The sequence below is a fragment of the Shewanella benthica KT99 genome, from assembly GCF_000172075.1.
GTDB lineage: Bacteria > Pseudomonadota > Gammaproteobacteria > Enterobacterales > Shewanellaceae > Shewanella > Shewanella benthica_A.
In genome coordinates this window covers 1-22,617 of the sequence record NZ_ABIC01000008.1, presented here as the reverse complement: position 1 = coordinate 22,617, position 22,617 = coordinate 1, and the positions used below count along the sequence as shown (strand labels likewise).

Here is a 22,617-nt window from a genome sequence, read left to right as displayed (position 1 = left end):
TTGAACACAGTAGATTAGAGGCAAAAAAAATGATTCCAGTTGTGGCCCTTGTTGGGCGACCCAATGTCGGTAAGTCGACCCTATTTAATCGCCTTACCCGCACCAGAGATGCTTTGGTTGCCGATTTTCCAGGGCTAACTCGGGATCGTAAGTATGGTCGCGCCTCCCTATCAGGTTATGAGTTTATCGTAGTCGATACCGGTGGTATCGATGGTACCGAAGAGGGCATAGAAGTTCATATGGCCCAACAGTCCTTAGCAGCGATTGAAGAAGCCGATGTGGTGCTGTTTCTGACCGATGCCAGAGCGGGCTTAACCGCAGCCGACCATGCGATTGCCGAGCATCTTCGTCGACGTGATAAGACCACTTTTGTGGTAGCCAACAAGATTGATGGTATCGATGCCGACTCTGCTTGTGCCGAGTTTTGGGCCTTAGGTCTGGGTGAGGTCTATCAGATGGCGGCATCACAGGGACGCGGTGTCACCAACATGATCGAATACGCGCTGGCACCCTATGCCGAGGCGCTCGGCCTGCATCGCGATGGTGAGGGCGATATAGAGGTTGAAGAGAGAGAATACAGCGAAGAGGAAGCCGAAGCCGAGCAGAAGCGTCTTCAGGACCTGCCTATCAAACTGGCGATTATTGGTAAGCCCAACGTGGGTAAGTCTACCTTGATTAACCGCATCTTAGGTGAAGAGCGTGTGGTCGTGTACGACTCGCCGGGAACCACTCGAGATAGTATTTATATCCCAATGGTGCGAGAAGGGCGTGAATACGTGCTTATCGATACTGCCGGTGTGCGTCGCCGCAGTAAAGTCAATGAAACCGTCGAGAAGTTCTCTGTCATTAAGACACTTAAAGCGGTCGAAGACTGTAATGTGGTGCTATTGATCATCGATGCCCGTGAAGGCATCACAGAGCAAGATCTTGGCTTGTTGGGCTTCGCCCTTAACGCAGGTCGCGCCTTGGTGATTGCCGTCAACAAGTGGGATGGCATCGATCAAGAAATTAAAGACAGAGTTAAGAGTGAACTGGATCGTCGCTTAGGCTTCATCGACTTCGCTCGCATTCACTTCATCTCAGCACTGCATGGTACAGGTGTTGGTCACTTGTATGAGTCGGTAGAAGAAGCCTATGACAGTGCTACGCGCCGCGTAAGTACGTCTATGCTGACACGCATCATGCAGATGGCGCAAGACGATCATCAGCCACCTTTGGTGAATGGTCGCCGTGTTAAGCTTAAATATGCCCATGCCGGTGGTTACAACCCACCAATCGTGGTGATCCATGGTAATCAGGTTAAGAAGCTTCCTGACTCCTACAAGCGTTACATGATGAACTACTACCGTCGTTCGCTTAAAGTCATGGGTACGCCTATCCAGGTGCGCTTCCAGGACGGTGCTAACCCGTTTGAAGGCTTGCACACTAAGAGGCTTACCGTGAGTCAGGAGCGCCGCCGCAAGCGCATGATGACTCACATCAGAGATAAAGATAAAGATAACAAATAGCTTTTAGGAACTAGGTTATAGTTCTTGGGATCTTGTTTTATCGATAGAGGCCAGTTAATTCATGTTAACTGGCTTTTTTGGTATAGGGAATTTGAGGCCTTCGAATGAAGTTTTACTACATTTTCTGATTTAGCTTCTGGCTGAGCTGGTATTGGGAGTGTGTTTGAAGGTCATCCCTGCAATGTGACCTATCACCTGCACTGAGTTTATGTCCTAATACTTGTCATTCCCGCAATGCTTGTGGGCGGGAATCTGGTACTTGGAGTTAGGGCTAGATTGAATACTATTTTAAATTAAGCCAGCCATAGTTAATGGCATACTTACATTCCTCCGACTAAGCTTTAATGATGAGCCTCAGTAGGAGCTTGCTATGCCCCGCCCAAGAAGTACCCAAGTGAGTATTGAAGACACTTCATTCTACCACTGCTGCAGTAGAACCGTTAGACGCGCCCACCTTACGGGAGTAGATGATTTTACAGGGAAATCTTATGATCATAGACGCGGTTGGATAGAAGAACAGATATTCAATTTAGCTGAAATGTTTGCCATTGATGTGGTGGCTTATGCTGTCATGAGTAATCACCTACACCTTGTACTTCATATTGATATTGAGCTTGTTAATGACTGGACAGATAGAGAGGTCGTAGAGCATTGGCATCAACAGTTCAAAGGAACTGAAATCACTCAGAAATTTACAAAAGGTGAGATTGTAGAAAGTTTTGAAATTAATGCGCTAAAGCATTCAATAGCCCAATACCGCAGTCGACTGAGTGATATCTCCTGGTTTATGCGCTGTCTCAATGAGCCAATAGCCAGAAAAGCCAATATCGAAGATAACTGTACAGGGCATTTCTGGGAAGGTCGGTTCAAGTCACAAGCCCTGCTCGATGAAGCCGCAGTGCTAGCCTGTATGGCTTATGTTGAGCTCAATCCCATACGCGCAAAGATGGCCAAAACACCTGAAAGTTCAGACTACACCAGCCTTCAGCTACGAGTGAAAGCTGCATTAAAGGGTAAGCAACCGACAAAGCTACTGTCCTTTATTGGAAATGAGCAACGGAACCAAGCTAAAGGCATCAATTTCTCACTCAAAGATTATCTAGAGCTGGTCGATGGAACAGGTAGAATCATTCGTGATGATAAGCGAGGGGCTATCTCTGATAATGCAGCTAAAATATTAACCAGACTGAATATTTCCGCAGACAATTGGATAAAAATAACGAGAGATTTTGGCAAAATATTTCATGGCCCAGTAGGAACCTTGCAAGAACTCACCAGTTATTGTGAACATCTTGAGAAGCGACGAAGGCATTTCTCTCGGTGCTGTAAATATCTAGAAGCAAGCTGATAACTCAATTAACTCCGTCTTCGCCTCTTATCTTCCTCAATCGCTTGAGGTAATGACCTCTGTCTGAATATCATCATTCTCCCTACTAAATCCCCTTTTCACAAGATTGCTGACTTTGAATATGCCATTAACTTGTCCGATTGGGGTTATGTGGAACAAGCTTATGGATTATTGGCTATAGGCTGGATATCGTATTGATTAGCAATGGGTGGCTTCATTTTTTGCTCATTTTTTTATCTACGCCAAAATAGCATGGCGTGCGGGTTATCAGGTGCAAGTAGATAGTCCCTATCTACCGATGGAGAGGCTGCCGATAACGCCTTTAGCGCAATACTGTGCTGAATTTACTCGCTGGAGAAGCAGTTTTGTTGCCGCAGCCCTCGGGGACTCGGCATGACAAATCGCCGACACCAGTGCGATCCTATTGACCCCAGTCGCGCTAATCGCGTCGAGGTTAGTGGCGTTGATACCGCCGATTGCCACGATAGGCAAGGTGCTCTGCCTCACCGCTGCGGCTAGCCCGGCAATGCCCCACTCTCGGTTAATATTGGTCTTTGTTGGCGTCGCAAAGATGGCACTCAATCCCAGATAGTCCAGGGGTAAATATTCTGCGTCGATCAGCTGCTGCTTATTTTCTATCGACAGGCCGAGTAATTTTTCCTGTCCAATTAAGCGGCGGGCCAGGACGACCGGCATATCCGATTGACCAAGGTGCACACCGTCGGCATCCACCTCCAGCGCCACGTCCACCCTGTCATTGATGATCAAGGGCACGCCGCTGCCTTGTAGAATCTCTTTCACCGCCAATGCTCTTTCTATAAAGGTACGCACATCATTATGCTTTTCACGAAGTTGTACCATAGTCACACCACCGGCAACCGCCTCTGCAACGACGTTTTTTAAGGTATGCAGGTCTTGTCGATCATCTGTGACTAGATATAGCTAGTATGGATTCATGTGCTGCCCCACAGGTAAAAAAAGTTAAACGATTATGATATGTTCAGGCGTTGTACTAAGGTCTCGGTATCTAACTGGTACAATGCATCCAACAAATTAAGCTGTAAACTGCCAGGGCCGCGGGATTCTTGTGCCGCGATTTCGCCGGCCACCCCCATGATCGCCGTGGCCGCTAACCCAGTCTCTTCGCCAACGGCAGCGAATGCCCCGGTGAGGGCGGTCAGTGTACATCCCATTCCCGTGACGTAAGGCATCATAGGATGACCATTGCGCAATTGAACTTGTCCTTCGCTGGTCATCACAAAGTCTGTCGCACCAGAAATTACGACGCTGCAGCGGTAAGTTTCAAGCAAATATTGTGCTGCCCCCACGGCTTGCTCACTGCTTTGGAGGGCATCAACCCCCTTGCTTTGCCCTCGCTCTCCAGCGAGTGCAATAATCTCTGATGGGTTACCACGGATGATTAACTTGTTGGCCGCTTGGGCTATTTCACGTGATATTTCCGTCCGCAATGTACTGGCGCCACATCCAACCGGATTGAGTACAATCAGTTTATTATGTATGTTGGCCTGCTCGACGGCAAATGCCATGCGGGCATGCCAGAGGCTGTCTAAGGTGCCAATATTGATCACCAAGGCGCCTGAAAAAGACAGCATTTCAGCCATTTCATCCCGTGAATGGGCCATGATCGGCGATGCACCAATAGCGAGTAACGCATTAGCCGTGTTATTCATCACCACATAGTTAGTGATATTCACCACTAAGGGCTTTTGCTGACGAACTGCATGTAACGCGTTAACAATTATGTCTATTTGAGTCTGCTTTTTCATCGTTTTTACATCCGTAAGCAAAAATTGTGCGGCTTAAATTAAATGACCGCGGGGATGGCATCTAATCCTTGTTGCCAAAATGCAATTTTCATCCGCGTGGCGGTCCTAAAAACCTCAACCAGGTTACGGCCGCGCTGACTGTGTAAGTTAACTTCCGCCAATAATTCATCGAGTCGCTCTATCCCCTGCGCCGCACTCTGCTGGAAATCTTCACCACTATAGAGCTGGATCCAGTCCAAAAATGGGTTCGCCTCAAGTTTAGTATTTTCATCCGCAACTAGATGTCGACCGATCTCGGCATAACCTATGGCACAGGGAGCTAACGCCGCATAGAGATCGATAATATCGCCTCGCATACCGGCATCCAATACGTAACGGGTATAGGCAACGGTACCGAAATCTTCCGCTTCCGCCTCTAAATCTGACTCCGTCAATCCCCATTTGGCGCAGTAAGTCACATGATAATTAACTTCCGAATTCAGTAACGCCTGCACAGTAGGCAGCGCCTTACGCATATCCGCTAAACTGTCTGCTTTATAAATGGCCAGTGCATAGGCGCGGGCATACTGTTTTAGAAATAAAAAGTCTTGCTTAAGATAATGCAGGTAAGCCGGTTGGGCTAATACGCCTCGGGCCAGTTGTTGCACAAATTCATGCTGGGTGTAGGCATGCCAGTCTTCACGACACGCATTGATTAAGTCTTGGTGATTCATAGTGTTCTCTCGGTGTTATTACTTGGTATAGGACTGCTGAAACATTAAAGATTCGGAACGTAATCGCGTGCCTTCGGCAGAGTTGCGATCACTCGATGCGCATACAAAAATTGGGCGTAGTCATCATAACGCTGCCAATCTACCGCCGCAGGACGCAGTGCAAAACGGGTCAAGGTATCTTTCCAGGCACGTTTATTGAGCTCATTATTCAGTGTGTCTGGCGCGTATGCCACAAACTCTCGCCACGCCGCTTGCGGATGATTAACGATGTAAGTCGTCGCTTGCTCTAACGCCTTATTAAACGCCCTGATTGCGTCTTTATCGTAGTTTTTGGCATTCGCGACCAATACCAGTTCATCATATGTCGGTACACCGTGTTCTTCTGGATAGAAGGTTTTGGTTTGATAACCCTCTAACGCCAGTTGGTTGGTTTCAAAATTACGCTGTCCCCCCCCCAGATAGCATCTACTTTTCCCGAAGGCAGTGAAGACGAGAGCGCCCAACCAACATTGATGATGTGCACATCGGCGAGGCTAACATTCACTGTCTGCAGCATAGTGCCTATGCTTGCGGCTTCATTTCCGGCGATGGAAACACCAATTTTCTTACCTTTTAGATCGGACAAATCATTAATTTTGTTGTTATCGAGCACCATCAATGTATTCAAGGGGGTGGCAATCAAGGTTGCCGCACGGATCAGGGGTAAGCCGGCGGCAACATCAATCGTCAGGTTGGGCTGATAAGAAATAGCCAAGTCGATCTTGTTCGCCGCCACCAATTTTGGTGGCATGCTGGGGTCGGCAGGCTCTAGGATCTCAATATTAAGACCCTGTTGTTGAAAATAACCGCGCTGCTTGGCGATCACAATCGGCCCGTGATTGGGATTGACAAACCAGTCCAGCATCAAGGTCAGCGTTTTAGTCTCGGCTTGAACATGGGAAGACAGGATCGCGGCAGTTAAGGCCAGGGCCGTTAATATAAATTTATGCTTCATTACATTTCCTTGTTGTCTCTTTACGGACGAATATCGTTATTAAACATCGTTAGCGGTAATCGCTAGCTGTGCCACACATTATTGATGGCTATGGCATGGACTAGACTTCCCAGGGGATTAATTTTTTTAACAGCTTATCGGTGACAAAATATAGCGAGACCGACAGTGCGGATAAAATGAGCAGCGCGGCAAACATTTCATCGATCAACATGCGCGCATTCGCCTGTAGCATCAGATAGCCCAAGCCTTCACTGGAACCCACCCACTCTCCAGCCACCGCGCCAATGGGGGCGATCACGACTGCCACACGGATCCCCGATGCCAGCGTAGGCAAAGACGCCGGAAATTGAATATGGCGTAACATTTGCCATCGAGTGGCGCCCATCGTCTGGGCAAGGTCGAGATAACCTGTGGGGGTATTGCGCAAGCCGTCATAGCAACAGGTGGTCACAGGAAAGAAAATGATCAGTGCCGTCATCACAATCTTTGACGCCATGCCATAACCCAGCCAAAGCATCAATACCGGGGCGATGGCGAACACAGGCACCGCCTGGCTGGCAATTAAGATAGGTAACAACCAACGTTTTATCGGGTTAGACAGCAACATTTGCAAAGCAAAAAACAGTCCCATTGCTAAGCCTAACAATAAACCCAGTACAATTTCCTGAGCCGTGACCAATGTATGTTTAAGCAGTACATCATGTCTCTGTATCAGCCTGTCAAATACATCTAAAGGGGCCGGTAATATGAACGACGGCATAGCTAAGATAACCACCACGGCTTGCCGTAAGCCAATAATGACTAACGCGCTGATCATGAGACGAAGCACGGGAGTCATATGCCATTTGTTGTTGTCTTGCTGACAGGGAATAAGGTCAACACGGGTCATATTATTCATGCTTATTGTGCTGCTCCGTCTTCTCGTTCTAAACATGTCATTATCTCTTGCTGCAGTGCGGCGCACTGGGCATCGAACTGACGGGGGGAGGCGAGCTAGGTACGTTCAGGGACTCAGCCACGGCGGGTACTCCTCGCATGATGTAAATCTGATCGGGTAAGCGGATCGTGAGTGATCAACACCACGGTTTTATCGATTAATAATTCGCAGGCCAGATCTTGCAAGCGATAACGCGTCACAGCATCCAGGGCCGAAAAAGGTTCATCCATCAGCACCACAGGCTTGTCTTGCATCAAGGTTCTCACCAGTGCCACCCGTTGACGCATGCCACCCGACAGTTGCGACACCGTGTGACTGGCACTGTCTGCCAGTCACACTTTTTGCAGCAACGCCAAGGATTTTTCGCTTGTTAACTTACGCGCAGAGGTGGACCGTGAGCCTGCAACTTGCTTACCGAATTGATGACTTAACATCACGTACAGATAGCCAAGGCATCAAGAGATCTTGTTGTGCCATATAGGCGATATGAAGGGATAAATCGGCGTGGGAAGGAGTGAGGCTTAATGTCCCTGATCAGTCCACTTGTCGATCGAGTAAACCGGCCAAATAACGCAGTAGTGACGTTTTACCACAGCCACTACGCCCTAAAATACAGGTCCACTGCCCGGCGGGGAAGGTCATATTGATCCCCTCGAGTGTGGCCGCAGTGCTATGGAGATAACGCAAAGAACCGGCCGATATCACCATCCCAATAGCCGGTTTATGGCTGGGTGAATCAACGGACATCGGCATGGCCGGTAAAGAAATGATTGACTGGGCCATGGCCGTGGCCAATCTGTAATTCATCGGCGTGGGCGATAGCCAGAGAAGTATATTGCTTAGCCAGTTTAACCGCCTGCAACATATCATGTCCCTGAGCCAGATACGATGCGATGGCCGCCGACAAGGTACATCCCGTACCGTGGGTGTTGTTGGTGTCGATGCGTTTGGCATTGAAATGGGTTACCCGATCCGCGAATACCAGCAAATCATTGCTGGTTTCGGCTTGCTCTAAGTGACCGCCCTTGAGTAATACTGCATTAACATCGAGTTGGCGCAGTTTATCAAGCATCAAATTCATCGAATTTTCATCACTCGGTATTTCGGCATCGATCAGTGCCGCACCTTCGGGGAGGTTGGGGGTGATCAAGTCGGCAAGTGGCAGTAATGCAGATTTAAGCGTGTCGATCGCCGACTGTTTCAACAATAAATCGCCACTGGTCGCTACCATTACCGGATCAAGCACTACAAACTTAGGACGATACTGTCTTATTTTTGCCGCGACGACGTTAATAATATCGCTATCTGCCAGCATACCGATCTTTACGGCAACCACGTGCAAATCACTAAAAACTGCATCGAGTTGCTTCTCTACATGCTCGAGGGGAATAGGGAAAATGGCAGATACACCTAAGGTGTTTTGCGCGGTAATTGCGGTGATCACCGAACAGGCATAGCCGCCGGTCGCTGAGATTGTTTTGATATCAGCCTGAATACCCGCGCCTCCGCCACTATCGGACCCGGCGATCGTTAGCACTATGGGTGTCGTCGATAAATGCGTACTAGAGGGGGAAATAAAATTAGACATAAATGTTCCTAGAGCTGACGCACTGGAACTTATCGAGCTAATGATTGCGGAGAAGTGGAGAGTAAATCATCGCTAGCAAGACTCATAGTTCCCTACGCCAGTATTAACTGAATCAGGTTCAACGGGTCTCACAAATTGCGATCTCAGCCTGTTCAGGCCCCCCGACTATACATACGCGCCAAGGATAACAAGTTTGGTTAAAAGAGCAATATGTCAATCTTGGTAATGCGATCTTTTTGAGGTTTAAAGCCTAAATTTACATTAAAAATGTTTACCATGTCATCATGGTATTTGTAAATCCATTTACGGTATCGCCGCAGGCTCTAGATTTAACTGAAGCGGGAGTTCATAGCACTGTAGGCAAGGTCTTATTTTGTATGGAACAAAATAGACCATGCAGTCGTATATCGAGAACATTCAACCTAGCATAAAGGGCTTTGCCATTTTCTTTAAACATCAGCCGCACTGCGTGAGCCTCTCAGTGCTTCCACGTCTGTGTTACATTGACTTAAAAGGGAATAACCATTTCCTCAACAATGCGCCGTGAATTAAAAGCCCTGAGAGAGCTCTGAATTGATCATAAATTTAATGGAATTGGTATTTCCATCACCCAAGGTTTCCTTATGAAAATTTCATCGATGTACCAGAGCGAGTATTTGCAGAGATAAATTTGCTGAGTCAATCGCCCGCCAGCACATGGTTCACAATATTAGCGGGCGTTCTCAAGGAAGTTTTATGATTTATTCAACCACAGAAACCATTCCCGGAAGAGAAATAGTCGAAATATTAGGTGTCGTTACTGGTAATGTAGTTCAATCGAAACACATTGGACGTGACATTATGGCAGGTTTAAAAAGTCTAGTAGGTGGCGAAATTAGAGGCTACACAGAAATGCTAACGGATGCTAGAGATATTGCAGTTCAACGTTTGGTTGAAAATGCTAATCAAAAAGGTGCCGACGCCGTCATTGGGGTACGGTTTACCACTAGTGCGATTATGGAAGGTGCTTGTGAAATAATGGTGTTTGGTACAGCAGTTAAACTGAGAACATAACAAACTAATAAATAATGACAAAAAACAGTTTTCTGTTTTTATTTCTCGGCCTTTCAACAAACAATTTCGTGCTCATAGTTTGGATGTTAATGCATATCAGATTGCCATACATTCCCAAATGCCGATAGTCATTTCAGAGCTTCGACTTTAACTCGCTATGTCCAGAAATGAGTTATTAGCCAGTAAAACTGAAATCGAAGAAGCAACTTTCTCGAAACAACAACAGGTGTGAACGCGGCTGTGACCTTCGACAGCATCTTTGCTGTCGAAGGTCACAGGGCCAATTTTGTTCCATACAAAATTTGGCATTTCCTCCGTCCATGGAGGTTAGTGTGCTTGAATGATATCCTATCTAAAGGCCAGTTCAGCTTCCATGCTTCTCGTTCATAGGCACATGGCTACGCCATATTCACCGTGTCACAGAAGTGTTTGCACTTAAGGTCGTTCATTCACATCTGACCCATAGGGATATGGGAAATGTCTTGGGATGTAGGGAACATCTCTGACCATGTGATCACGACATTCGTACATCCTGTATAGCACCCACGGCAGGTGATAGATAACCATGAAGCTAGGGTACTCAGTACGCTAGCAAGTACCCGTTAAGCTAAATGAACCCACGACAGATATTTCAGTAACTTGTTATCCGACAAGTTATTAAATCACTTTTGATTGCACCTCTCCCTCGAGTAATCGAGTCGTTAGCATATCCCCGACGCTAACGTCTGAGGCATTCAGTAGCACCTTGCCATTTGAATATTGAGTGATGCTGTAACCTCGACTGAGTGTGGCTAACGGGCTCACTGTCTGTAACTGATGGGCACTGACGCTTAAGCTTTGCTCGCTGCTGGCTAATTTCTCTTTGATGGAGTCTTTGAGCCTTGAGGTTAAATAGCTCAGTCTCTGGCTCTCTAATTGCAGTTTATTGACTGGTGATTGCTGATTTAAACGATGGCTCAGTTGCTGCTGTTTAAGTGCCAGACTGGTAAGTTTCTTGTCGATAGCGGCATCGAGCCGAAATTGCATCTCATCGAAACTCTGGCCGTATTGCTGCAGGCGGCGGTTGGGATCTTGCCGTTGCAAGCGATGGGTTAAGGTGCTCATGCGGCTGTTGGTTTTTAGCTGATAATGTTGCCAGCTCTGTCTGAGCCTTGAAATAAACAGTTCGAGTTTTTCCCGCTTATTTTCGGTATCTTTAGAGAGTAGCTCGGCGCCTGCGGAGGGTGTGGGGGCTCGCATATCGGCGACATAATCACTGATGCTGGTATCTATTTCATGACCTATAGCGGATACCAGCGGTAAAGCACTATTGTAAATTTCATGAGCAAGTTCTTCACTGTTGAAACACCAGAGGTCTTCGAGGGAACCACCGCCTCGGGTCAGCAAGAGTACATCGACTTCCTGTCTGGCATTCGCCATAGCGATGGCGTTACAAATTTGCTGAACAGCAGGCTCCCCCTGTACTTGGGTCGGGTAGATCACCACTTCGATAGAGGGATCACGTCTGGCTAACACATGGAGTACATCCTTGAGGGCTGCTCCCGTGGCCGAGGTGATGACGCCTATCTTCTGAATATTGGATGGGATAGGGCGTTTGGTGTCCGCTGCAAATAAACCTTCCGCCGCCAGCTTGATCTTCAGCGCTTCATATTGCTGCGCTAGCAGGCCATCGCCGGCGGGAAGCATGGATTGTATGATGAGTTGGTAGTCGCCCCTGGGTTCATAGACACTGATGGAACCTTTAACCAGTACTTGCTGGCCATTAATTGGCTTGAAGGTCACCGAGCGGTTGCGGCCCTTGAACATGGCACAGCGAATCTGGGCCTGGTTATCTTTGAGGGTCAGGTACCAGTGTCCCGATCCCGGCGCGGCGAAATTTGAAATCTCGGCATTGAGCCATATTTTACCCAGCTCGCCTTCCAGAAGTTGACGAACTTCACCGTTGAGGCGTGAAACGGTATAAACATTATTTTTTGGCATTTTCATAGGGATTTAGTGGTTAACTGTACTTTTTTACTATTTTCCATTTACCGAGGCCAATATGCAAGGTATAATCTCGCCGCAATATTTCACTCGAAAATCACTCTGTTTGGGAGATGTTGCCATGCTACGTTTAAAGAAAGAAGCACTCACTTTTGATGATGTGTTACTGGTTCCTGCACACTCGACCGTACTCCCTAATACCGCCGTTCTCAAGACTCGTCTAACTAATACAATAGAACTCAACACTCCTATAGTCTCTGCAGCCATGGATACCGTGACTGAAGCTCGTTTGGCTATTGCCATTGCACAAGAAGGAGGTCTAGGTTTTATTCATAAAAACATGACGATTGAGCAACAAGCCGAAGAAGTCCGTAGAGTTAAGATTTACGAAGCCGGTATCGTGCAACAGCCTGTGACCGTGACTCCAACAACTACCTTGGCCGATCTTAAGGTTTTGACCCTGAAGAATGGCTTCGCCGGTTACCCGGTTGTCAACGATGCCAATGAACTTGTCGGTATCATCACAGGGCGTGACGTGCGCTTTATCACCGACTGGAGCCGTACCGTCGCTCAGGTGATGACACCTAAAGATCGTCTGGTCACCGTCGTTGAAGGCACTCAACTGGATGAAGTGCAAAAATTGATGCACTCTCATCGAATCGAGAAAGTGCTGGTTGTAGATGGTAATTTTAAGCTCAAGGGTCTTATCACAGTAAAAGATTTCCAAAAAGCCGAGCAAAAACCCAACGCCTGTAAAGATGAGCTAGGTCGCCTGCGCGTTGGCGCTGCCGTCGGTGCCGGTCCAGGTAACGAACAGCGTGTCGATGCCTTGGTTATTGCCGGCGTCGACGTTCTGCTCATCGATTCATCACATGGTCATTCTGAAGGTGTACTTCAGCGTATTCGTGATACTCGTGCTAAATATCCTGATTTACAGATTGTCGGTGGCAACGTGGCAACCGCCGAAGGCGCACTGGCGCTGGTTGAAGCCGGTGTTAACGCTGTCAAGGTCGGTATCGGCCCTGGTTCTATCTGTACGACTCGTATCGTTACCGGTGTGGGTGTGCCTCAGATCACCGCCGTTTCCGATGCTGCCGAGGCCATTAAGCATTTAAATATTCCGGTCATTGCCGATGGCGGTATCCGTTTCTCTGGAGATCTGGCCAAAGCCTTAGCCGCTGGTGCTTCATGTATCATGGCCGGTTCCATGTTTGCCGGCACCGATGAGGCGCCGGGCGAGACTGAACTACACAATGGCCGTACCTATAAGTCATATCGAGGCATGGGTTCTCTGGGCGCCATGAACCAAACACAAGGTTCATCGGATCGTTACTTCCAGAGTGACAATGCTGCCGATAAGTTAGTGCCGGAAGGTATCGAAGGCCGCGTTGCCTATAAGGGCAAGCTTAAAGAGATCATTCACCAGTATATGGGTGGTCTACGTTCATGCATGGGCCTGACAGGCTGTGCCACGATCAAAGAGCTGAATGACAAAGCCGAGTTTGTGAAAATCACCTCGGCCGGCATGGGTGAGTCTCATGTACATGATGTGACCATCAGCAAAGAAGCACCGAACTACAGCCCAGGTTCATAATTTAGCTGGCTAACAATTGTTTAAAAATGGGCGGCATTGAGCCGCCTATTTTAAAGATCCCCATTTATGCCGATCTTAGTTCACATGACTAGCGTTAAATTAAGATTGATACCGAAAATTAGATAAACAAATAAGGTTCCCCATGAACAATATTCATGAGCATAAGATACTGATCTTAGATTTTGGATCTCAGTACACGCAACTCATCGCCCGCCGTATTCGTGAGATAGGCGTTTACTGTGAGCTATGGGCCTGGGATGTGAGTGAAGAGCAGATCAAAGGTTTTGCTCCAAACGGTATTATCCTGGCCGGTGGCCCTGAGAGCGTGACTGCTGAAGGTTCACCCCGTGCACCCGAATACGTCTTCAATGCCGGCGTTCCTGTACTTGGGATCTGCTACGGCATGCAGACCATGTCTGAGCAGCTCGGTGGCAAGGTTATTCAAGGCGTAGGCGAAGGTGAATTTGGTTACGCTCAGGTAGAAGTTCAAATCGATTCGCCTCTGTTTAACAGCATAGAAGACGCTGTCAGTGACATTGGCAAGCCACTGCTCGATGTGTGGATGAGCCACGGCGATAAAGTGTCTGAAATCCCTGCAGGATTCGTCAGCGTTGCCAAGACAGAGACTTGTCCTTTTGCAGCCATGGCAAACGAAGAGAAAAAGTTTTACGGCGTGCAGTTTCACCCTGAAGTGACGCATACCCGTCAGGGCAAGCGTATACTTGAGCACTTCGCATTAGATATCTGTCAGTGTGAAGCAAACTGGAAGTCTACTTCTATCATTGAAGATGCGATAGCTAAGCTTAAGCAACAGATAGGTGATGATGAAGTTATCTTAGGTCTGTCTGGTGGCGTCGACTCATCGGTGGTTGCCATGTTGCTGCACCGTGCTATCGGCGACAAGCTGACTTGTGTGTTTGTCGATAACGGTCTGCTGCGTCTCAATGAAGCCGAGCAAGTGATGGACATGTTTGGCGACCATTTCGGACTGAAAATAGTTCATGTGACTGCCGAAAATCGTTTCCTCGATGCCATGAAAGGTGAGGCCGATCCCGAAGCTAAGCGTAAGATCATCGGCCGTGTATTTGTCGAGATTTTCGATGAAGAGTCGAAGAAATGTGCCAACGCTAAATGGTTGGCCCAGGGCACCATCTATCCCGATGTCATCGAGTCTGCCGGTAGCGCCACGGGGAAAGCCCATGTGATCAAGTCACACCATAACGTCGGCGGATTGCCTGATGATATGGAGCTAGGCCTTGTTGAGCCACTGCGTGAACTGTTTAAAGATGAAGTGCGTAAGATAGGTCTTGAGTTAGGTCTGCCATACGACATGCTTTACCGTCACCCATTTCCTGGACCGGGTCTGGGTGTGCGCGTACTTGGTGAAGTGAAGAAAGAGTTCTGTGATCTGCTACGTCTTGCCGATGCTATCTTCATCGAAGAACTGCATAAAGCCGATCTTTATAACAAGGTCAGCCAGGCATTTACTGTGTTCCTACCAGTACGCTCTGTTGGCGTGATGGGCGATGGCCGTAAATATGACTGGGTGGTTTCATTGCGTGCAGTGGAAACCATCGACTTTATGACGGCAAATTGGGCGCATCTTCCCTACGACTTCTTAGGCCTGGTGTCTAACCGTATCATCAATGAAATCGATGGTATCTCACGAGTCGTTTACGATATTTCGGGTAAGCCGCCTGCGACTATTGAATGGGAATAATCAGCGCTTAACAGATACTTAACTAGACTTAAGTGTAAAATAACAAGGGCGCTTCGGCGCCTTTTTTGTTCCTTGAGAAAGGACGTTAATAGAACTGGAATATCCCTTGTCTGAGCAGAAAAAAGAGTCCCAAGAGCAGCCTGATGAAAACGCTTCACAATTAGCGTTAGATAAACACTTCATGTCGATGGCGATGGAGATGGCCCGTAAAGCCGAAGCCGTAGGTGAGGTGCCTGTTGGGGCCGTATTAATCAAAGATGGTGAGCTAGTCAGTGCGGGGTTCAATTATTGTATTGGATTACATGACCCTTCCGCTCATGCCGAGATGCAGTGCTTGCGTCAGGCTGGAAAGGTGATCGAGAATTATCGCCTACTGAACACCACTCTTTATGTCACTCTGGAACCGTGCGCTATGTGCGCCGGCGCTATGGTTCATTCTCGTATTGAACGTCTCGTCTTCGGGGCAAAAGATGACAAGACGGGGGCGGCAGGAACGGTTATCGATCTGGTGAGACACCCGGCATTTAATCATCAGCTGCAAGTCAGTGACGGAGTGTTAGCCGATGAATGCAGTGCACAGCTGAGTCAGTTCTTCAGGCGTCGACGCAAAGAGAAGAAGGAACAGAGGCTGCTAGAGAAAAGGCTTGAGGCTGAAAAGCAGATTCTACATGACTGAACTTAGGTGTTTGTCTGTTTAAATAACGACAAACCCCTTTGCTATTCCGCCGGTGTGATAAACGCGAAGAACATTTTCTGGCGGCTTAGGGTGCGCAAATGTTTGGCTTTTTGCTGTGTTCTTCGTCGGGTAGAGCTAAACTTCATTTTTGATTTTTTCATTATATTTCCGTTAAATCCATTGGTACTACTGAAAGCATAGGTATGCCGATTATTTTGTGTCAGCTTACTGAGGTGGTGTACCCGCTAGTTCACTATTATTTTTATTAGAAAGCTCGACTAGTTGAGTCTCTTCGGCTCTGGCTTTCTCATCTTCTATCATCTGATTATCTACCCAGACTAAGGTGTCATAGTAGCGGCGAATGCTGTCAACATAATGGACTGCCTCGTTGCCGCGAGCATAACCATATCGGGTACGCTCATAGTATTTACGTTTCTGTAATAATGGAAGCACTTTTTTCAGATCTCTCCATGCACTGGGGTTGAGCCCCATAGACTCGGCGAGCTTACGCGCATCTTCCACATGTCCGTAGCCGATATTATAGGATGCTAAGGCAAACCACATACGTTGATTTTCCGGAATGGACTCAGGTAAGCGCTTTAAAATATCATTGAGGTATTTAGCGCCTCCCTTGATGCTCTGTTCTGGATCCAGCCTATTGTCGATCCCTACCTGCTTTGCCGTAGGCAAGGTTAACATCATCAGCCCGCGGACCCCTGTGGGAGAGCGAGCATTAGGGTTCCAGTGAGACTCCTGATAAGCGGTCGCGGCAAGTTTACGCCAATCTATACCCCCGGCATAAAATTGGAATTTTTCTTTGTATCTCGGCAGCTTATTGTCGATGGCTCGCAGAAATGCACGAGTATCGACATAATCGAAGCGCTTCACATGGGCAAAATATTTTTCGTTGAGATGTGCCAGAGTGCCGTTGCGTTTCTCTTGGTGCCAGAAGGTTAACAGATCACTCATCAACTGATCACTTTGATTTGGGGGCAGTAACCAGACTATGGCTTGTCTTTCCTTCAATGTGGGACCGGCGCGGAGTTCTGGCATAAATCGGCGGTTGATATCGAAGGTGGTCGAGTCGGCTATGGTATAGGTTATCTCGCCCCTGGCAATCATGCCCATCAACTCTGCGCTGTCTCTATTTTTTTCTTGATCCCAGAGGAGATCCGGGTACATTTTCTGCAGTTGCGACAGGGTTTCCACGAAGGAAGAATCTGTGATGACCGTGATGTTTTCTTTTAATTGGGAGATATCTTTGGGCACTCTTGTGCCTTGCTTATAAACTAAAACTTGATCTACACGGTAGAGAGGCGGGCCCAGACGAAACTTTTCCCGTCGAGTCTGTGTGTCCGCAAGACCTGCCGCAATAAAGTCGATTTCACCATTATCGAGTGCAGTGTAAAGCTCACCTATGTTGGGGTAAGGTTTCATCTCTAAATCGAGCTCTAGAAAATCGGCGAAAAGTGCAGCCATCTCATAATCGAAACCAGCTTCACCTTGTCCTGTGGTAACGAAGATTTGTGGACCATAGAGAGTACCAACATTTAATTGTGTTTTAGCTACAGGCTCGGGCATCACTTCAGTTTGTTCGACAGCCACTCTCTGGCAGGCTGCCAGTAGAGTAAGTGTAAGTAAAACAAACAGAATTTTTTTCATTTATCGCTAAATCATCTAGTTATTGTCGTAGACATAGCAGGCAATTATATCATATTGCTCGCGAACCGAATAAAAACAGCATTTTTGTACAAAAAGTAATCATGCCGTGGCGAAGTGTTAGTTAATATTATGAGTGAAATTTTCGATTAATTCTCGTTTTCGAGTCGGCTAGGAACAAAATTTATACAAGGCTATTTTTCGTTACACAGAACACTGTTTTCGCCAGACACTACGGGTGCTTTGTGGGTCATCTTTCCCTATAATGTCGCCAGTTCTGACCCTGCAATTATAATATATAAGGTGAAATGACGTGATGGAGATCATCCGCGGAGCCCCAGCTTTATCAGCGTTTAGAGTGCAAAAGTTAATGGAAGCTTGTAAAATCGCTGCGCTTCCTGTTTCTGGCATCTATGCTGAGTACATACATTTAGCCGATTTAACTGAGTCTCTTAACGAGAACGAGACCCAGCAACTTGCAAAACTCCTCACCTATGGCCCGGCCATCGAAGCCCATGCGCCACAAGGAACACTTCATTTTGTCACACCACGGCCAGGTACAATTTCTCCTTGGTCTTCTAAGGCTACCGATATTGCCCATAACTGTGGTCTCAATAAAGTTAAGCGATTAGAGCGTGGTATTGCTTACTATGTAGAATTTGATGTGCTAACGACCGAGCAAGAGCAATTACTGACAGCACTCTTGCATGACCGCATGGTCGAAGTCATCCTTGCAGGCTTCGAACAGGCGGCGGTGCTTTTTGTGCGCACCGAGCCGGCAGTCGTCAAGAGCGTCGACATTTTAGGTGAAGGCCGCAGTGCGCTTGAGCTTGCCAACACACAGCTTGGTCTAGCCTTAGCCAACGATGAGATCGATTATTTAGTCGAAAACTTCGTTAAGTTGGGCCGTAACCCAAATGATGTCGAGCTGATGATGTTTGCTCAGGCAAACTCTGAACATTGTCGGCATAAAATCTTCAATGCAGATTGGACCATCGATGGTGAAGTTCAGCCAAAATCCTTGTTCAAGATGATTAAGAATACCTTCGCCGTTACTCCGGATGGTGTGCTTTCTGCTTACAAAGATAACTCCGCCGTGATGGAAGGCTATACCGCGGGTCGCTTCTTCCCGGAAGATGATGGTGTATATAGTTACCACACCGAGCCGATGCATATCCTGATGAAGGTCGAAACCCATAACCATCCAACGGCGATCAGCCCATACTCGGGTGCCGCAACGGGTTCTGGTGGTGAGATCCGTGATGAAGGTGCGACCGGTCGTGGTTCTAAGCCAAAAGCCGGTTTAACGGGTTTTAGCGTATCTAACCTTAAGATCCCGGGTTTCGTTCAGCCCTGGGAAGCCGATTACGGCAAACCTGAGCGGATTGTCACGGCGCTGGATATCATGACCGAAGGCCCATTGGGCGGCGCGGCATTTAACAATGAATTTGGTCGTCCGGCACTGTTAGGTTATTTCCGTACCTATGAGCAGGAAGTCAGCAGCCATAACGGCGTCGAAGTGCGCGGCTATCATAAGCCGATCATGCTTGCCGGTGGTCTGGGCAATATTCGTGGCGAGCATGTACAGAAAGGTGAGATCACCGTCGGCGCTAAGCTGATTGTACTGGGTGGTCCGGCGATGAATATCGGACTCGGAGGCGGCGCAGCCTCTTCGATGACATCCGGTGAGTCAAACGAAGATCTCGATTTCGCTTCGGTGCAGCGTGAAAACCCTGAGATGGAGCGTCGTTGTCAGGAAGTGATCGACCGTTGTTGGCAGATGGGTGATAACAACCCGATCCAATTTATCCACGATGTGGGCGCGGGTGGTTTGTCTAATGCATTCCCTGAGCTGGTGAACGATGGCGAACGTGGTGGCAAGTTCGAATTAAGAGATGTGCCATCGGATGAGCCAGGCATGAGCCCGCTTGAGATCTGGTGTAACGAGTCCCAAGAGCGTTATGTGATGTCCGTCGCACCAGAGGATCTCGATACCTTCATTGCTATATGTGAACGCGAACGTGCGCCTTTTGCTGTGGTCGGTGTGGCAACACAAGAGCGTCACTTATCACTGAGTGATGCGCATTTTGATGATAAGCCAATCGATCTGCCACTGGAGCTGTTATTAGGCAAAGCACCTAAGATGAGCCGTGATGTGGTCAGTGCCAAAGCCGAGTCACCTGCAGTCGATCAGAGTAAGATTGATATTAAAGGTGCTGTTCGGCGCATACTCAGACTTCCAACTGTTGCCGAGAAGACCTTCCTTATCACTATCGGTGATAGAAGTGTGACCGGTCTGGTTAACCGCGATCAGATGGTGGGCCCTTGGCAGGTACCCGTTGCCGATTGCGCCGTGACGGCCGCGAGTTTCGATTCATATACTGGTGAAGCCATGTCTCTGGGTGAGCGTACCCCGCTGGCACTGCTGGACTTTGGCGCCTCGGCACGTATGGCCGTTGCCGAAGCAATCATGAACATAGCCGGTACCGATATCGGTTCATTCAAGCGTATCAAGTTGTCTGCCAACTGGATGTCTGCTGCGGGTCACCCGGGTGAAGATGCTGGCCTCTATGAAGCCGTTAAAGCCATCGGCGAGGAGCTGTGTCCTGAGCTTGATTTGACCATTCCCGTCGGTAAAGACTCGATGTCGATGAAGACAGCATGGCAAGATCAGGGCGTCGATAAGTCGGTGACCTCTCCTATGTCACTGGTCATTACCGCGTTCGGTGCAGTACAGGATATCCGCAACACAGTCACGCCAGAGCTGCGCAGCGATAAAGGTGACACTGAGCTGTTATTGATTGACTTGAGTGCCGGTAATAACCGCCTCGGTGGTTCATGTCTTGCGCAAGTATATAGTGTGCTTGGCGATAGTGCGCCGGATCTGCAAGACTCGAGTTTGCTGCGTGGCTTCTTCGAGGTGATACAGCCACTAGTCGCGCAGCGTGATGTTATTGCCTATCACGATCGCAGTGATGGAGGTTTATTTACCACCTTGGTTGAGATGGCGTTTGCGGGCAACACAGGTCTTAATATCGACCTTGCCGATGTTGACGGCACCGATATAGAGCGACTCTTTAATGAGGAGCTTGGTGGTGTCATTCAGGTTAGCTGCGCACAAAGTGAAGCCATCATTGCTAAGTTCAATGCAGCGGGCGTTGCCTGTCACGTTATTGGCAGCTTAACGGCTGACGATACTATAACCATCAATGATGGTGACAGAGCAATACTGGTCGAGTCTCGTACCGAGCTAAGGACTATCTGGGCCGAGACCACGCATCAGATGCAATCACTGCGGGATAACCCTGAGTGTGCCGATGAAGAGTTCAAGCTTAAGCATGATGCAAGTGAGTCTGGCTTGACTGTGGATCTTAAATTCGACCCAAGCCAAGATGTTGCCGCGCCGTTTATCTTGAAAGGTGCTGCACCTAAGATGGCTATCTTGCGTGAACAAGGGGTTAACTCGCATCTGGAGATGGCTGCGGCCTTCGACAGAGCAGGTTTTGAGAGTCGTGATGTTCACATGAGTGACATCCTCAGTGGTCGGGTAACTTTAGATGAGTTCCAGGGCTTAGCGGCTTGTGGCGGCTTCTCTTATGGTGACGTGCTGGGTGCTGGTGAAGGTTGGGCTAAATCAATCTTGTTTAATACCCGTGCCCGTGAGCAGTTTACTCAGTTCTTCGAGCGTGAAGACAGTTTCTCTCTGGGGGTATGTAATGGTTGTCAGATGTTATCTACGTTGAAAGAGATCATTCCTGGCACCGAGCATTGGCCACGTTTTGTACGTAACCGCTCCGAGCGTTTCGAGGCTCGTGTCAGCTTAGTGGAGATACAGAAGAACCCTTCAATCTTCTTCGAAGGGATGCAAGGCTCGCGTATGCCTATCGCAGTATCACATGGAGAAGGCCGTGTCGAGTTTGCATCGCCTGAAGCCATGGCATTAGCCGAAGCCTCTGGCACCATAGCGCTGAGATATGTGAATGGTCAAGGCGAGATCGCCACTAAGTACCCGCAGAATCCTAACGGCTCGCCGAATGCACTATCGGGAATATGTAGCACAGATGGTCGTGTGACCATCATGATGCCACATCCTGAGCGTGTGTTTAGAACCGTGGCAAACTCATGGCATCCCGATTCATGGGGAGAAGACAGTCCTTGGATGAGAATGTTCAGAAACGCGCGAGTAAAATTGGGTTAAATTGATATTGAGCCAGATCTAAACTTGGCTTGGTTTTTTAACTTCAACTGCAGCAAATCTGCTGAAAAAGAGCATCGAAAATTTTGGAGCTCTTTTTTTTAGAGAAAATAGTTATATTTTATTCCCTATTAAATAGAGAGTTAGGATTACATTAGAGAGTTAGGGGGTACTAAACCGTGATAAATACACAGTTAGCTGTAGATCTATTGGCAAGAGTGTAATTGGAGCGCTAGCGATGAGTAATAGACTCAACCAGCATATAAGTGTTTGCTTGATTAGGCTTTAGATGAACTGTGCAATCAGGGGATTTTGAAAGGCTTAGATATGAAAAAGCCACCTAGCTGAATCAGCTAGGTGGCCGTTTTGCGCTAACAAAACTTCAAATAAACCTGTCTAGTCTAGTGGAAGTTTAACGTTCTCTAGCAGTATAAAGTTCAACAAAAACACGCTTATAGTTGTTTGCTAAACGATTCAAGAATTTTTTCATAATGGTATCTCCACACAGTTAAAGGGTTATGTGAGCGGAGTTTGACTAGGCCGGGCTACTTCACCGGATCACATTAGTCGCTCCTGAGCACAAGCCGTATATTATTCCTGTATGGATTAATCATCAAACGAGAAAAATTATAGTTAGTCATTACTAAAACTAATTAATATTACAAGTAAACTCTTGATACAATAGTGTGTTTGGTGTTAGTTGCTATAATAACAGTGTGTTAGGTGTTTATCTTGCAATCGTGCGTTTAATATATTTGATGTTTCGCCTGTTTACATTGATTTTATTCGGGTGATTTTGAAATTTGTGTAGAGGAAAATTCTTGTTATATCCGAGGGATGTGCCTAACACATACCTAACTTG

Annotated in this window: 18 protein-coding genes, 1 pseudogene and 1 riboswitch; of the genes and pseudogenes, 7 read left to right on the top strand and 12 right to left on the bottom strand. The window is 47.7% G+C overall.

The features are described from left to right. Nucleotides 1-29 precede the first annotated feature (29 nt). Nucleotides 30-1,508, top strand: a complete 1,479-nt coding sequence (gene der / locus KT99_RS05135) for a ribosome biogenesis GTPase Der (protein ID WP_005497710.1) — start codon at nucleotides 30-32, stop codon at nucleotides 1,506-1,508. A 370-nt stretch (nucleotides 1,509-1,878) separates the two neighbouring features. Further along, on the top strand, nucleotides 1,879-2,856 hold the full coding sequence (locus KT99_RS05130) for a transposase (RefSeq protein ID WP_040571634.1): 978 nt from the start codon (nucleotides 1,879-1,881) through the stop codon (nucleotides 2,854-2,856). A 288-nt stretch (nucleotides 2,857-3,144) separates the two neighbouring features. Here KT99_RS05130 and thiE read toward each other — a convergent pair. The 9 genes and pseudogenes from thiE to thiD all read right to left on the bottom strand — a co-directional run. Next, nucleotides 3,145-3,786 (bottom strand): annotated as a pseudogene (gene thiE, locus KT99_RS05125) (thiamine phosphate synthase); the annotation flags it as partial. Nucleotides 3,787-3,845: 59 nt separating this feature from the next. Further along, nucleotides 3,846-4,643: a hydroxyethylthiazole kinase gene (gene thiM / locus KT99_RS05120; RefSeq protein WP_005497705.1), complete on the bottom strand. Its 798-nt coding sequence runs from the start codon at nucleotides 4,641-4,643 to the stop codon at nucleotides 3,846-3,848. Nucleotides 4,644-4,681: 38 nt separating this feature from the next. Then, entirely contained in the window at nucleotides 4,682-5,356 is a 675-nt protein-coding gene (gene tenA, locus KT99_RS05115; RefSeq protein ID WP_005497704.1) for a thiaminase II, read from the bottom strand. Nucleotides 5,357-5,400: 44 nt separating this feature from the next. Beyond that, nucleotides 5,401-5,859, bottom strand: coding sequence for an ABC transporter substrate-binding protein (locus KT99_RS23240; RefSeq protein WP_269764040.1), 459 nt, complete (start codon nucleotides 5,857-5,859; stop codon nucleotides 5,401-5,403). Then, on the bottom strand, nucleotides 5,769-6,350 hold the full coding sequence (locus KT99_RS23235; RefSeq protein WP_005497701.1) for an ABC transporter substrate-binding protein: 582 nt from the start codon (nucleotides 6,348-6,350) through the stop codon (nucleotides 5,769-5,771). Before KT99_RS23235 ends, KT99_RS23240 begins: the two co-directional genes overlap by 91 nt. 100 nt (nucleotides 6,351-6,450) lie before the next feature. After that, nucleotides 6,451-7,239 (bottom strand): ABC transporter permease, encoded by a 789-nt coding sequence (locus KT99_RS05105; protein WP_420038531.1) that lies wholly within the window; start codon nucleotides 7,237-7,239, stop codon nucleotides 6,451-6,453. Nucleotides 7,240-7,361: 122 nt separating this feature from the next. Next, nucleotides 7,362-7,595: an ATP-binding cassette domain-containing protein gene (locus KT99_RS22675; RefSeq protein WP_005497693.1), complete on the bottom strand. Its 234-nt coding sequence runs from the start codon at nucleotides 7,593-7,595 to the stop codon at nucleotides 7,362-7,364. A gap of 226 nt (nucleotides 7,596-7,821) precedes the next feature. Beyond that, nucleotides 7,822-8,034, bottom strand: coding sequence for an ATP-binding cassette domain-containing protein (locus KT99_RS22670; protein WP_005497692.1), 213 nt, complete (start codon nucleotides 8,032-8,034; stop codon nucleotides 7,822-7,824). Continuing rightward, the gene (thiD, locus tag KT99_RS05095) at nucleotides 8,024-8,875 is read right to left on the bottom strand and encodes a bifunctional hydroxymethylpyrimidine kinase/phosphomethylpyrimidine kinase (RefSeq protein ID WP_040571633.1); all 852 of its coding nucleotides are present in this window, start codon (nucleotides 8,873-8,875) and stop codon (nucleotides 8,024-8,026) included. The genes KT99_RS22670 and thiD overlap by 11 nt, the downstream gene beginning before the upstream one ends. A 72-nt stretch (nucleotides 8,876-8,947) precedes the next feature. Further along, nucleotides 8,948-9,049, bottom strand: a riboswitch (TPP riboswitch). 561 nt (nucleotides 9,050-9,610) lie between these two features. On the opposite strand from thiD, the gene KT99_RS05090 reads away from it, so the two are divergent. Then, nucleotides 9,611-9,928: a heavy metal-binding domain-containing protein gene (locus tag KT99_RS05090; RefSeq protein ID WP_005497689.1), complete on the top strand. Its 318-nt coding sequence runs from the start codon at nucleotides 9,611-9,613 to the stop codon at nucleotides 9,926-9,928. Between the two features lie 147 nt (nucleotides 9,929-10,075). Here the strand turns inward: KT99_RS05090 and KT99_RS21930 are convergent, their stop codons facing one another. Further along, nucleotides 10,076-10,237 carry a hypothetical protein gene (locus KT99_RS21930; protein ID WP_157752181.1) on the bottom strand — a complete coding sequence of 54 codons (162 nt, stop codon included), beginning with the start codon at nucleotides 10,235-10,237 and terminating at the stop codon, nucleotides 10,076-10,078. A 348-nt stretch (nucleotides 10,238-10,585) separates the two neighbouring features. Beyond that, nucleotides 10,586-11,914 carry an exodeoxyribonuclease VII large subunit gene (gene xseA / locus KT99_RS05085; protein WP_005497687.1) on the bottom strand — a complete coding sequence of 443 codons (1,329 nt, stop codon included), beginning with the start codon at nucleotides 11,912-11,914 and terminating at the stop codon, nucleotides 10,586-10,588. A gap of 118 nt (nucleotides 11,915-12,032) precedes the next feature. Between xseA and guaB the strand changes: the two genes are divergently transcribed. From guaB to tadA, 3 genes are all read left to right on the top strand, one after another. Next, a complete protein-coding gene (gene guaB, locus KT99_RS05080; RefSeq protein WP_005497683.1) occupies nucleotides 12,033-13,505 on the top strand; it encodes an IMP dehydrogenase in 1,473 nt (490 codons plus the stop codon). 142 nt (nucleotides 13,506-13,647) lie between these two features. Further along, nucleotides 13,648-15,225 (top strand): glutamine-hydrolyzing GMP synthase, encoded by a 1,578-nt coding sequence (gene guaA / locus KT99_RS05075; protein ID WP_005497682.1) that lies wholly within the window; start codon nucleotides 13,648-13,650, stop codon nucleotides 15,223-15,225. 106 nt (nucleotides 15,226-15,331) lie between these two features. Continuing rightward, entirely contained in the window at nucleotides 15,332-15,901 is a 570-nt protein-coding gene (tadA, locus tag KT99_RS05070; protein WP_005497680.1) for a tRNA adenosine(34) deaminase TadA, read from the top strand. Between the two features lie 225 nt (nucleotides 15,902-16,126). Here tadA and mltF read toward each other — a convergent pair whose 3' ends face one another. Beyond that, nucleotides 16,127-17,563, bottom strand: coding sequence for a membrane-bound lytic murein transglycosylase MltF (gene mltF / locus KT99_RS05065; protein WP_005497679.1), 1,437 nt, complete (start codon nucleotides 17,561-17,563; stop codon nucleotides 16,127-16,129). Between the two features lie 313 nt (nucleotides 17,564-17,876). Between mltF and purL the strand changes: the two genes are divergently transcribed. Then, nucleotides 17,877-21,758: a phosphoribosylformylglycinamidine synthase gene (gene purL / locus KT99_RS05060; protein WP_005497677.1), complete on the top strand. Its 3,882-nt coding sequence runs from the start codon at nucleotides 17,877-17,879 to the stop codon at nucleotides 21,756-21,758. Nucleotides 21,759-22,617: the final 859 nt, after the last annotated feature.